Here is a 12,242-nt window from a genome sequence, read left to right as displayed (position 1 = left end):
CCAGTGCCACAGCTATTCAGAGGAATCCAAATTGAAATTGCGTCATTGGCTATTGATCGCCCTCCTGAGTTCCGCCAACGCTTGGGCCGGCGGGCTCGAAAGCCTTGAAACCTTCGTGAAGACGGTCAAATCCGGCCGCGCCGATTTCACCCAGACCGTGACCGCCCCGGCACGCGAAGGGCAACCGGGCCGCACCAAGACATCGACCGGCACCTTCGAATTCCAGCGCCCCGGCAAATTCAAGTTCGACTACCAGAAGCCCTTTGCGCAGAACATCGTGGCCGACGGTAAGACGCTGTGGCTCTACGACGCCGACCTGAACCAGGTCACGCAGCGCGCGCAGGCGCAGGCGCTGGGCTCCACGCCCGCGGCGCTGATTGCCGCCGCGCCCGATCTGCGAGCCTTGCAGGCCGATTTCACGCTCGAAGCCGCGCCGGAGCGCGACGGCCTGCAGTGGGTCAAGGCAACGCCGAAGAACAAGGACGGCCAACTGCAGAGCGTGCAGGTCGGCTTCCAGGGCGATGCGCTGGCGGCGCTTGAAATCCTCGACAGCTTCGGCCAGCGCTCGGTGCTCAAGTTCAGCAAGGTCGAGGTGAACCCCTCGCTGCCGGCCGGCGTGTTCGACTTCAAGCCGCCGGCCGGCGCGGACGTCGTCAAGCAGTAAGCCACAGGCTTGGCCAACACTGCTCATCAACCCCTTGCCGAGCGCCTGCGTCCCAAGACGCTGGGCGAGGTGATCGGCCAGCAGCACCTGCTCGGCCCGGGCATGCCGCTGCGCATCGCCTTTGAGTCGGGCCAGCCGCATTCCTGCATCCTCTGGGGGCCGCCAGGCACCGGCAAGACCACCATTGCGCGGCTCATGGCCGATGCCTTCGACGCACAGTTCCTGAGCATCAGCGCGGTGCTGGGTGGCGTGAAGGACATCCGCGAAGCCGTCGACCGTGCCACCTCCGCGCGCGACGGGCTGGAGCAGCGGCGCACCATCATCTTCGTGGACGAGGTGCACCGCTTCAACAAGAGCCAGCAGGACGCCTTCCTGCCGCACGTGGAGTCGGGCCTCTTCACCTTCATCGGCGCGACCACCGAGAACCCTTCGTTCGAAGTCAATTCGGCCTTGCTCTCGCGTGCAGCCGTCTACGTGCTGCAGTCGCTGGGCGAAGACGACCTCAAGCAGATCGTGGCGCGCGCGCAGGCCATCCAGGCCGTGCCCGCCATCGACGCCGCGGCGGTCGACCGCCTCGTGGCCTATGCCGACGGCGATGCGCGCCGGCTCCTCAACACGCTCGAAACGCTCGCCGTCGCGGCCCGTGCCGAAAAGCTCGACCACATCACCGACGAGTGGCTGCTGCGCGTGCTCGGCGAACGCATGCGGCGTTACGACAAGGGCGGCGAACAGTTCTACGACACCATCAGCGCGCTGCACAAATCCGTGCGCGGCAGTGACCCCGATGCCGCGCTCTACTGGTTCGTGCGCATGCTCGACGGCGGTGCCGATCCGCGCTACATGGCGCGCCGATTGGTTCGCATGGCCAGCGAAGACATCGGCCTGGCCGATCCGCGCGCGCTGCGCCTGGCGCTCGATGCGGCCGAGGTGTACGAACGCCTGGGTACCCCCGAGGGCGAACTGGCGCTGGCCGAATGCGTGGTCTACCTGGCGATCGCGCCCAAGTCGAATGCCGTCTACAAGGCCTACAACGCGGTGCGTGCCCTCGTGAAGACGGACAGCACACGCCCGGTGCCCATGCACCTGCGCAATGCACCCACCAAGCTCATGAAGGAGCTCGACTACGGCAAGGGTTATCGCTATGCGCACGACGAGGAGGGCGGTTTCGCCGCCGGCGAGCGCTACCTTCCCGACGGGCTGGAAGGTCAGGTTTTCTACGAACCTGTAGAGCGTGGACTCGAGATCCGCATCGCGGAAAAGCTGCGCGAACTGCGCCGCCGGAACGCCGAAGGCAACGGCTGACAAGATCGTCGATACCCGCATCGATACCGTCTTGCAGCATGCGCGCAAAGCGTGCATGACCCCACGCGCATACAGCATGACGTGAGCGGGTAAACCCCGGTCCAAGCGCACCAAATCAGCGCTGGTGCGTGCTTACAATCCCGCCCACAAATCCGCCAGCGACACATGTTGGCTGGTTTTTTGCTTGTCAGCTCAGGGGCGCCAAACCGGTGCCCTGGTGGGTGAATGGCACCCCGCAACGGTGCAACACATAGGGAATCGCGATATGGACATTTTGCTGCAGCAGATCATCAACGGTCTGGTTCTCGGCAGCATGTATGCCTTGATAGCCTTGGGCTACACCATGGTGTACGGCATCATCAATCTGATCAACTTTGCGCACGGAGAAGTGCTGATGGTCGGGGCTCTCACGAGCTGGACCATCATCGGGCTCATGAAGGACGGCATGCCCAACACACCGGGCTGGCTGATCCTCCTCATCGCGTTGATCATTGCCTGCGTTGTCGCGGCAACCCTCAACTTCGTGATCGAGAAAGTGGCCTACCGGCCGCTGCGCAACAGCCCCAAGCTCGCGCCGCTGATCACCGCCATCGGCATGTCGATCCTGCTGCAGACGCTGGCAATGATCATCTGGAAGCCGACCAACAAGGCGTATCCCAACCTGCTGTCGACCGACCCCATCCACGTGGGCGGTGCGGTGATCTCGCCCACGCAGGTGATGATCCTCAGCGTCACGGCGTTCTCGCTCGTGGTGCTCATGTGGCTGGTCAACTACACCAAGCTTGGCCGCGCAATGCGCGCCACCGCGGAGAACCCGCGCGTCGCCGCGCTCATGGGCATCCGCCCCGACATGGTCATCTCGGCCACCTTCATCATCGGCGCCGTGCTCGCGGCCATCGCCGGCGTGATGTACGCGTCCAACTACGGCATCGCGCAGCACGCGATGGGCTTCCTGCCCGGCCTGAAAGCCTTCACGGCTGCCGTGTTCGGCGGCATCGGCAACCTGGCCGGCGCGGTGGTCGGCGGCATCCTGCTCGGTCTCATCGAGGCCATCGGCTCGGGCTACATCGGCACCATCACGGGCGGCGTGCTGGGCAGCAACTACAGCGACATCTTCGCGTTCATCGTGCTGATCGTCATGCTCACGCTGCGTCCGTCCGGCCTGCTCGGCGAACGCGTGGCGGACCGTGCGTAAGGAGCGAGACATGAAGAACAGCAAGAACCTCGCCCTCTACGTCATCGGCATCATCGCGGTGCTCGCGCTGCCTCTGCTGCTGCAGATGCAGGGCAACGCCTGGGTGCGCATCGCCGACATCGCACTGCTCTACGTGCTGCTGGCACTGGGCCTGAACATCGTGGTCGGCTACGCCGGCCTGCTCGACCTGGGCTACGTCGCCTTCTTCGCGGTGGGGGCCTACCTCTTCGCGCTCATGGGCTCGTCGCACCTGACCGAGACCTTCCCGTGGTTCGCCCAGATGTTCCCGAACGGCATGCACACCTCGCTGCTGATCGTGATACCGCTGGCGCTGGTGGTGGCCGCCGTGCTCGGCGTGCTGCTCGGCGCGCCCACGCTCAAGCTGCGCGGCGACTACCTCGCCATCGTCACGCTGGGCTTCGGCGAAATCATCCGCGTGTTCCTGAACAACCTCGACCAACCGGTCAACATCACCAACGGTCCGAAGGGCATCACGGCCATCGACTCCATCAAGTTCTGGGGCCTGGACCTCGGCAAGGCATGGAAGTTCGACGGCTTCTCGATCTCGTCGGTGTCGCTGTACTACTACCTGTTCCTTGCGCTGGTGATCGCCACTGTGATCATTTCGCACCGCCTGCAGGTCTCGCGCATCGGCCGCGCCTGGATGGCCATCCGCGAAGACGAAATCGCCGCCAAGGCGATGGGCATCAACACCCGCAACATGAAGCTGCTGGCATTCGGCATGGGCGCGAGCTTCGGCGGCGTGTCGGGCGCGATGTTCGCGGCCTTCCAGGGCTTCGTGTCGCCCGAGTCCTTCAGCCTGATGGAGTCGGTGATGATCGTGGCCATGGTCGTGCTCGGCGGCATCGGCCATCTGCCCGGCGTCATTCTCGGTGCCGTGCTGCTCGCAGCGCTGCCCGAAGTTCTGCGCTACGTTGCCGGCCCGCTGCAGTCGCTGACCGGTGGCCGCCTCGATGCGTCCATCCTGCGCCAGCTCTTCATTGCGCTCGCCATGATCATCATCATGCTGGTGCGTCCGCGCGGCCTCTGGCCCTCTCCGGAGCACGGCAAGACGCTGACGAAGAAGGGCGGCGTGCCCGTCGACCCGGCCCATGCGGCCGTGGCCCCCGGATCGCTGCAAACGCACGCGCCGGGCATCGATACGCCTGCCGACGAAGTGCCGGGTGCGGCTTCGCGTCCCATGTCGATCAATCCCTGAACGCCGAAGGAAAAATCAACATGACGACAGACACCATCCTCGACGTTCGTGGAATTTCCAAGCGCTTCGGTGGGCTGCAAGCCCTGTCCGACGTGGGCATCACCATCAAGCGCGGCCAGGTCTACGGCCTGATCGGCCCCAACGGCGCAGGCAAGACCACCTTCTTCAACGTGATCACCGGGCTGTACACGCCCGACAGCGGCACCTTCGAACTCGCAGGCAAGCCCTACCAGCCGACTGCCGTGCATGAAGTGGCCAAGGCCGGCATTGCACGCACCTTCCAGAACATCCGCCTCTTCGCCGAAATGACGGCGCTCGAGAACGTGATGGTCGGACGCCACATCCGCACGCAGTCGGGCATCTTCGGCGCCATGCTGCGCACGGGCAGTTTCAAGGCTGAAGAGAAGGCCATTGCGAAGCGCGCACAGGAACTGCTCGACTACGTGGGCATCGGCAAGTTCGCCGACTACAAGGCGCGCACGCTGTCGTACGGCGACCAGCGCCGTCTCGAAATTGCACGCGCACTGGCCACCGACCCGCAGCTCATCGCGCTCGACGAGCCTGCCGCCGGCATGAACTCCACCGAGAAGGTGCTGCTGCGCGAACTGATCGACCGCATCCGCAAGGACGACCGCACCATCCTGATCATCGAACACGACGTCAAGCTCATCATGGGCCTGTGCGACCGCGTCACCGTGCTGGACTACGGCAAGCAGATTGCCGAAGGTACGCCCGCCGACGTGCAGAAGAATGAAAAAGTGATTGAGGCCTACCTCGGCACGGGAGGCCACTGAAATGAGCACCGCAACCATGACAAGCGCTGAAGAAGCAACCCGGGCCAATGCCGCACAAGCCAAGGCCACCGGCAAGACGCTGCTGAAGGTCTCCGGCCTGAAGGTCGGCTACGGCGGCATCCAGGCCGTCAAGGGCGTGGACTTCGAGGTGCGCGAAGGCGAACTGGTGTCGCTGATCGGCTCCAACGGCGCCGGCAAGACCACCACCATGAAGGCCATCACCGGCACGCTGCCGGCCGGAGCCGGCAACATCGAGTTCCTGGGCCGCAGCATCAAGGGCCGCGGCGCCTGGGACCTGGTGGAAGAGGGCCTCGTGATGGTGCCCGAAGGCCGTGGCGTGTTCACGCGCATGACCATCACCGAGAACCTGCAGATCGGCGCCTACATCCGCAAGGACAAGGCCGCCATCGCGAGCGACATGGAGCGCGTGTTCGTCACCTTCCCGCGCCTGCGCGAGCGCAAGGACCAGCTGGCCGGCACCATGTCGGGCGGCGAACAGCAGATGCTGGCCATGGGCCGCGCGCTGATGGCGCGCCCCAAGGTGCTGCTGCTGGACGAACCCACCATGGGCCTGTCGCCGATCATGTGCGACAAGATCTTCGAGGTGGTGCAGACCGTGGCCTCGCAGGGCGTCACGATCCTGCTGGTGGAGCAGAACGCCAACCGCGCGCTGCAGCTGGCCGACCGTGGCTACGTGATGGAGTCCGGCCTCATCACGATGAACGGCGATGCCAAGGAACTGCTGAGCGACCCGCGCGTGCGGGCTGCTTACTTGGGCGAGTAGTCCCGGTCTCTTCAAGAAATACCGCGGAACCGGCTTTGCCGGGCCGCCGGTATTGCCCCCTGCAAGGGGGAGGGCGAAGCGACACGAAGTGCGCGCAGCCCGGGGTTAGTCCACTTTCGCGCCGGTGGCCTTGACCACCGCTTCGTACTTGGAGAGTTCGCTCTTCATGAAAGCGCCGAACTGCTCCGGCGAGCCGGCCACCGGCTCCGCCAGCAGTCCGGCGAAGCGCGTCTTCGTTTCCGGTGCGTTCAGGGCCGCCACGAAGGCCTGATTGAGCTTCACGACCACGTCGTGCGGCGTACCCGCCGGCGCGACCAGGCCCCACCAGGTGTCGATCGAGAAGCCCTTGAGCGTGTCGGCGATGGGCGGCACGTCGGGCAGCGAGGCGCTGCGCTGCAGCGTCGTCACCGCAATCGCCTTCAGCTTGCCCGAGCGGATGTTCGGCGCGGCGGTGGCGAGGTTGTCGAAGTTGAAATCGACCTGCCCCGAAATCAGCGCCAGTTGCGCCGGGCTGCCGCCGTTGTACGGAATGTGCAGCGCGAAGATGCCTGCTTCCTTCTTGAACAGCTCGCCCGCCAGGTGCCCCGCGCTGCCGTTGCCGCCGCTGCCGTAGTTGAGCTTGGCCGGGTTGGCCTTGGCATAGCGGATCAGGTCGGCCACGCTGTTGATGTTCAGGCGCTTGGCCGTGTCGGCGTTCATCACCAGCACGTTGGGCACGCGGACCATCTGCGTGATTGGTGCGAAGTCGGTTGCGGCGTTGAACGGAATCTTGTTGTAGAGCCACGGATTCACCGCGTTGGTGGCGGTGGCCGCGATGCCGATCGTCAGGCCGTCGGCGGGCGCCTTCGCCACGATGTCGGCGCCGATGTTGCCGCCCGCACCGGGCTTGTTGTCGATGATGACCGGGCCCAGCGTGTCCTTGACGCGTTCGGCCAGGATGCGAGCCGTGTTGTCGATCGGGCCGCCTGCGGCGTAGGGAACGACGAGGCGGATGGGGCGCTGTTGCTGCGCCATAGCGTGGCCGGCACCCAGCAGGGCGGTGGTGCTTGCGATCAGGGTGAGGAGGAAGTGTCTCGTTTTCATTTTTTCTTGGGATTCTCTTTTTGGTTTTGTCTCAGGGAAGGGCTTTATCAGCCTCTGTGGTGAACGCGTCGGCAAAAAATTCTTCCTCGGGCAGGCCCGCCAGCGCCACGTAGTCGCGCTTGGCCGAGTCGACCACGATGGGTGCGCCGCAGGCATAGACCTGGTGGCCCGACAGGTCGGCGAAGTCTTCGAGCACGGCCTGGTGAACGAAGCCGGTGCGGCCGGTCCAGTTGTCTTCGGGCGTGGCGTTGGAGATGACGGGCACGTAGCGCAGGTTCGGCATCTGCGTCATCTGCTCGCGTACCCAGGCGTCCATGTACAGGTCTTCCGGCCGGCGGCCGCCCCAGTAGAGCGTGGCGGGCCGGTCGATGGCCTTGAACTGCATGTGCTCCAGCAGCGCCTTGATCGGCGCGAAGCCCGTGCCCGAGGCCAGCAGGATCATCGGCTTGGCGGAGTCCTCGCGCAGGAAGAAGCTGCCGAAGGGGCCTTCGATGCGCAGGATTTCCTTTTCCTTCATCGTGCCGAACACATGGTCGGTGAACTTGCCGCCGGGCAGGTGCCGCAGATGCAGTTCGATGCCCGTGCCGGGCTCGCCCAGCGTGTGCGGCGCATTGGCCATCGAGTAGCTGCGGCGCGCGCCGTCGCGCAGGATGAATTCCACATACTGGCCAGCGTAGAACTGCAGCGGCTCGCCGGCCGGCAGCTGCAGGCGCACCATCATCACGTCGTGCGACTGGCGCGTGAGGGCCAGCACCCGCACCGGCATCTTGCGGATCGGCAGCGCTCCGGCCTCCGTGACCTGGCGCGATTCGAGCACCACGTCGCTCCTGGCATGCGCGCAGCAGGTCAGCACGTAGCCGGCGAGCTGTTCCTCGGCGCTCAGGGCCTTGCTCTGGTGCGGGCCGAGGGTGACCTCGCCCGAGAGCTTCTTGCACTTGCACGAGCCACAGGCGCCGTCCTTGCAGCCATAGGGAAGGCCGATGCCCTGGCGAATGCCGGCCGCCAGGATGGTTTCGTCGCCGTGGACCACGAAATGGCGTCCGCTGGGTTCGACGTGGATGGAAAAGCCCGCTTCATGCGGCGCTGTAGCAGTCATCGGTATTCTTCGAGGGTGAACTCTGCCCGGGCCGTGCGTAAGACCCGGTGAGCAACTGAATTGGGACAGGAACAGGATTTTGCCTTCAATCAATAGCCCCTCCGGCGCTCTGCCAGCGCGTTTCCGGCGCGAACGCCTGCTGATCGTCGGGTGCGGCGACGTCGGCCAGCGCGTGGCGCGCGACCTGCGCGGCCGCATGCAACTGGTGGCGCTCACTTCGTCGGCCGACCGCGTGGGCGCCCTGCGCACGGCCGGCATCCGCCCGCTGGTGGGCAATCTGGACGACGCAGCCACCCTGCGCCGCCTGGCGGGCATCGCAACGCGGGTGCTGCACCTGGCACCGCCCGCCCGTGACGGTGGCGCCGCCTGGTGGCGCGACCAGCGCACCACCGTACTGGCGCGAGCACTGCGGCTGCGGTCGGTGCCTTCCGCCTTCGTCTACGGCTCGACCAGCGGCGTATACGGCGACTGCGGCGGCGCCCGCGTGAACGAAACCCGCATCGTGCGCCCCGACACCCCACGCTCCCACCGCCGCGTGGACGCCGAACGAGCCGTGCGCTGGCTGGGCCGCAGCGCGGGCGTGCGCGCCAGCATCCTGCGCATTCCGGGCATCTACGCTCCCGACCGCGAAAACGGCACCCCGCGCGGCCGCCTGCAGCGCGGCACGCCCGTGCTGAGGCACGAAGACGACGTCTACACCAGCCACATCCACGCAGACGACCTTGCGCGCGCCTGTATCGCCGCGTTGTTTCGAGGCAAGCCACAGCGCATCGTGCATGCCTCGGACGACACCGAACTGCGCATGGGCGACTACGTAGACCTGGCCGCCGATATGTACGGCATGCCCCGCCCGCCGCGAGTGGCCCGTGGCGAGGCTGAGCGGCAACTGTCGCTGCAACTGCTGAGTTTCATGGGGGAATCGCGCCGGCTGGACAACACGCGGCTCAAGCGCGAACTGCGGGTGCGGCTTTCGCACCCGACGGTGCATACAGGCCTGCGCGAACAGAACGAGCCAAGATAAAGGGGGGAAGGGGCCCATTCCAGGGACACCGTGGAACCGGCTTCGCCGGGCCACCGGTGTCGCCCCCGGTAGGGGGAAGGCGAAGCGACACGAAGTGCGCGTAGCCTGGGGGCGAGCCAAAGTGTGGTGCCCGGGGCCGGAATCGAACCGGCACACCTTTCGGTGGGGGATTTTGAGTCCCCTGCGTCTACCAATTTCACCACCCGGGCAGGGTTCTGAACGAAGCCCAAAATTATGGCACAGTGGCTGCCATGAATTATCCGACGATCGAAGACGCCATTGGCAAGACCCCCCTGGTCGCCCTGCAACGCATCAACGCCGCAGAAAACGCCAAGCGCGGCAACGTGATTCTCGGCAAGCTCGAAGGCAACAATCCGGCTGGTTCGGTCAAAGACCGGCCGGCCCTCTCGATGATCCGGCGCGCCGAGGAGCGCGGCGAGATCAAGCCTGGCGACACCCTCATCGAAGCCACCTCCGGCAACACCGGCATCGCCCTGGCCATGGCCGCGGCCATCAAGGGCTATCGCATGGTGCTCATCATGCCGGAGGACCTGTCGGTGGAGCGCGCGCAGACCATGAAGGCCTTCGGCGCCGAGCTGGTGCTCACGCCCAAGAGCGGCGGCATGGAATACGCGCGCGACCTCGCCGAGCAGATGGTTGCGCAGGGCAAGGGCCGGGTGCTTGACCAGTTCGCCAACCCCGACAATCCGCGCATCCATTACGAGACCACCGGCCCCGAGATCTGGGCCGACACCAAGGGCAAGGTCACGCACTTCGTGAGCGCCATGGGCACCACCGGCACCATCACCGGCGTCTCGCGCTTCCTGAAAGAGAAGAACCCGGCAGTGCGCATCATCGGCGCGCAGCCGGCCGAAGGCTCGCGCATTCCGGGCATCCGCAAATGGCCTGCGGAGTACATGCCGAAGATCTTCGACCCGAGCCGGGTCGACGAAGAAATCAGCGTGAGCCAGGACGACGCAGAAGAAATGTGCCGGCGCCTCGCGCGCGAAGAGGGCATCTTCGGCGGCATCTCGGCTGCAGGTGCGTTGTGGGCCGCGCTCGAAGTGGCGAAGACGGTGGAGAACGCCACCATCGTGTTCGTTGTCTGCGACCGGGGCGACCGCTACCTTTCGACGGGCGTCTTTCCCGCATAAGCAACGACCGGCAGCAGCGCCCGCTCAAGGCGCTCAGGCAGCCACAAAAAAGAAAAGAGACCCCATGCCCCATCCCAAGTTTTGCCAGGTCTGCGCTACGCCGCTCGAGTGGATTGCGTTGATGGAAGACGGCGGCCCCAAGGAGCGCCTGCGTTGCCCCAACTGTGGCCACACCCACTGGAACAACCCGACCCCCGTGCTCGCGGCCATCGTCGAGTACCGCGGCCAGGTGCTGCTGGCGCGCAATGCGGCATGGCCGGGCAAGATGTTCGCGCTGATCACCGGCTTCATGGAAGCCGGGGAGACGCCCGAAGAGGGCGTTGCGCGCGAGGTGAAAGAAGAAACCAACCTCGACGTCAGCGCCACCAAGCTCGTCGGTGCGTACGACTTCCAGCGAATGAACCAGATCATCATCGCGTACCACGTGGTGGCCGATGGCGACGTGAAGCTCTCGCCCGAACTGGTCGACTACCGCCTCTACGACCTGCCCGATCTCCGGTGCTGGCCCGCCGGCACCGGCTATGCGCTGGCCGACTGGCTGCGCACGCGCGGGCACGAGCCCGTGTTCTTCACCGCCGCGGAAAACGAAGAGCGCCGCCGTGGCCTGAACCTGCCGCCGGAGCCGGGCAATGCAAGTTGACCGCGAGCTCGACACGCGCGGGCTGAACTGCCCATTGCCCATTCTCAAGGCGAAGAAATCGCTTAACGAGATGCTGAGCGGGCAATTGCTGAAGGTGGTGTCGACCGATCCGGGATCGATCCGCGACTTTCAGGCCTTTGCGCGCCAGACGGGCAACGAACTGATGGAGCAGGAAACCGTCGGCAGCGACTTCATCCACGTGCTCAAGCGCCGCTGACGAAGCAAAAGAAACAAAAGAAACAAAAGAAAAGGGCCGCTACTGCGGCCCTTTGTTCATGATGGCACCTCGAAGCAGAGACGAGGCAATTACAGCTTCAGGCTCTTGAGGTATTCGCGGAATTCCGCGCCCACTTCGGGGTGCGCCAGCGCCAGTTCCACCGATGCCTGCAGAAAGCCTTCCTTGCTGCCGCAGTCGTAGCGGATGCCCTTGTACGAATAGGCGTAGACCGATTCCTTCTTCATCAGCGCCGCGATGCCGTCGGTCAGCTGGATCTCGCCGCCAGCGCCCTTGGGCTGGTTGCGAATTTCGTCGAACACGCCCGGCGTGAGGATGTAGCGGCCCGCCACGCCCAGGCGCGAGGGCGCGTCTTCGGGCTTAGGCTTCTCGACCATGCGGTTGACCTTTATCAGGCCGTCTTCGACCGCATCGCCGGCCACGATGCCGTAGCGCTTGACGTGCGCGAGCGGCACTTCCTGCACTGCCAGCAGCGAGCCGCCGAGGCGGGCGAAAGCTGCGGTCATTTGCGCCAGCACGGGCTCGCCGCCATCGGGGCCGACCATCAGGTCGTCCGCCAGCAGCACGGCGAAGGGTTCGTTGCCCACCAGGTGTTCGGCGCACAGCACCGCATGGCCCAGGCCCAGCATGCGCGGTTGGCGCACGTAGGAGCAGGTCATGTCGTCGGGCATGACCGAGCGCGCGATGTTGAGCAGGGCGGTCTTGCCGCTGGCCTCGAGCTGGCTTTCGAGCTCGTAGGCGGTGTCGTAGTGATCCTCGATGGCGCGCTTGTTGCGGCCGGTCACGAAGATCATGTCGCGGATGCCCGCGGCGTACGCCTCTTCGACGGCGTACTGGATCAGCGGCTTGTCGACCACCGGCAGCATTTCCTTCGGCTGCGCCTTGGTGGCTGGCAAGAAGCGAGTACCAAAGCCTGCAACAGGGAATACGGCCTTGCGGATGCGGGTCGAGGAAGTGGACATGGGCAGCTCAGCGTCTTTCTTGAAGAGGGGAGTTAGGAGGCGCAGCGGCGCGCAGCCGCTCTTGGAATCCTAAACGCCCTCAAAGCCCTGCGT

General features: G+C 65.4%; 13 protein-coding genes and 1 tRNA gene. 10 read left to right on the top strand and 4 right to left on the bottom strand.

Annotated elements, in window-relative coordinates:
* The first annotated feature begins 31 nt into the window (after positions 1–31).
* The 6 genes from lolA to AC07O3_RS12360 all read left to right on the top strand — a co-directional run bounded on the left by lolA (position 32) and on the right by AC07O3_RS12360 (position 5,958).
* Entirely contained in the window at positions 32–664 is a 633-nt protein-coding gene (lolA, locus tag AC07O3_RS12385) for an outer membrane lipoprotein periplasmic chaperone LolA (protein ID WP_495339440.1), read from the top strand.
* Between the two features lie 9 nt (positions 665–673).
* Positions 674–1,966 (top strand): replication-associated recombination protein A, encoded by a 1,293-nt coding sequence (locus tag AC07O3_RS12380; protein ID WP_093075747.1) that lies wholly within the window; start codon positions 674–676, stop codon positions 1,964–1,966.
* 265 nt (positions 1,967–2,231) lie between these two features.
* Positions 2,232–3,161, top strand: coding sequence for a branched-chain amino acid ABC transporter permease (locus AC07O3_RS12375; RefSeq protein ID WP_093048988.1), 930 nt, complete (start codon positions 2,232–2,234; stop codon positions 3,159–3,161).
* 10 nt (positions 3,162–3,171) lie between these two features.
* On the top strand, positions 3,172–4,380 hold the full coding sequence (locus tag AC07O3_RS12370) for a branched-chain amino acid ABC transporter permease (protein ID WP_093048991.1): 1,209 nt from the start codon (positions 3,172–3,174) through the stop codon (positions 4,378–4,380).
* Between the two features lie 20 nt (positions 4,381–4,400).
* On the top strand, positions 4,401–5,174 hold the full coding sequence (locus AC07O3_RS12365; RefSeq protein ID WP_093048994.1) for an ABC transporter ATP-binding protein: 774 nt from the start codon (positions 4,401–4,403) through the stop codon (positions 5,172–5,174).
* 16 nt (positions 5,175–5,190) lie between these two features.
* On the top strand, positions 5,191–5,958 hold the full coding sequence (locus AC07O3_RS12360) for an ABC transporter ATP-binding protein (protein ID WP_093050343.1): 768 nt from the start codon (positions 5,191–5,193) through the stop codon (positions 5,956–5,958).
* Between the two features lie 105 nt (positions 5,959–6,063).
* On the opposite strand, the gene AC07O3_RS12355 is transcribed toward AC07O3_RS12360, so the two are convergent.
* Together AC07O3_RS12355 and AC07O3_RS12350 are read right to left on the bottom strand one after the other, a co-directional pair.
* Positions 6,064–7,041, bottom strand: coding sequence for a Bug family tripartite tricarboxylate transporter substrate binding protein (locus AC07O3_RS12355; RefSeq protein ID WP_093048997.1), 978 nt, complete (start codon positions 7,039–7,041; stop codon positions 6,064–6,066).
* 31 nt (positions 7,042–7,072) lie between these two features.
* Positions 7,073–8,137, bottom strand: coding sequence for a CDP-6-deoxy-delta-3,4-glucoseen reductase (locus tag AC07O3_RS12350; protein WP_093049000.1), 1,065 nt, complete (start codon positions 8,135–8,137; stop codon positions 7,073–7,075).
* 79 nt (positions 8,138–8,216) lie between these two features.
* On the opposite strand from AC07O3_RS12350, the gene AC07O3_RS12345 reads away from it, so the two are divergent.
* Entirely contained in the window at positions 8,217–9,158 is a 942-nt protein-coding gene (locus tag AC07O3_RS12345; RefSeq protein ID WP_495339439.1) for an NAD-dependent epimerase/dehydratase family protein, read from the top strand.
* A gap of 124 nt (positions 9,159–9,282) precedes the next feature.
* Here AC07O3_RS12345 and AC07O3_RS12340 read toward each other — a convergent pair.
* Positions 9,283–9,367: transfer RNA gene (locus tag AC07O3_RS12340), tRNA-Leu, on the bottom strand.
* 42 nt (positions 9,368–9,409) lie between these two features.
* On the opposite strand from AC07O3_RS12340, the gene cysM reads away from it, so the two are divergent.
* The 3 genes from cysM to AC07O3_RS12325 all read left to right on the top strand — a co-directional run bounded on the left by cysM (position 9,410) and on the right by AC07O3_RS12325 (position 11,169).
* Positions 9,410–10,312, top strand: a complete 903-nt coding sequence (gene cysM, locus AC07O3_RS12335) for a cysteine synthase CysM (RefSeq protein ID WP_093049007.1) — start codon at positions 9,410–9,412, stop codon at positions 10,310–10,312.
* Positions 10,313–10,376: 64 nt separating this feature from the next.
* Positions 10,377–10,952, top strand: coding sequence for an NUDIX domain-containing protein (locus tag AC07O3_RS12330; RefSeq protein ID WP_093075741.1), 576 nt, complete (start codon positions 10,377–10,379; stop codon positions 10,950–10,952).
* The gene (locus tag AC07O3_RS12325) at positions 10,942–11,169 is read left to right on the top strand and encodes a sulfurtransferase TusA family protein (protein WP_093049013.1); all 228 of its coding nucleotides are present in this window, start codon (positions 10,942–10,944) and stop codon (positions 11,167–11,169) included. The genes AC07O3_RS12330 and AC07O3_RS12325 overlap by 11 nt, the downstream gene beginning before the upstream one ends.
* 89 nt (positions 11,170–11,258) lie before the next feature.
* Here AC07O3_RS12325 and galU read toward each other — a convergent pair whose 3' ends face one another.
* Entirely contained in the window at positions 11,259–12,149 is an 891-nt protein-coding gene (gene galU / locus AC07O3_RS12320; protein ID WP_093049016.1) for a UTP--glucose-1-phosphate uridylyltransferase GalU, read from the bottom strand.
* Positions 12,150–12,242: the final 93 nt, after the last annotated feature.

Source organism: Variovorax sp. GW821-FHT09D05, assembly GCF_059416325.1.
This window is presented reverse-complemented; position numbering and strand designations above follow the sequence as displayed.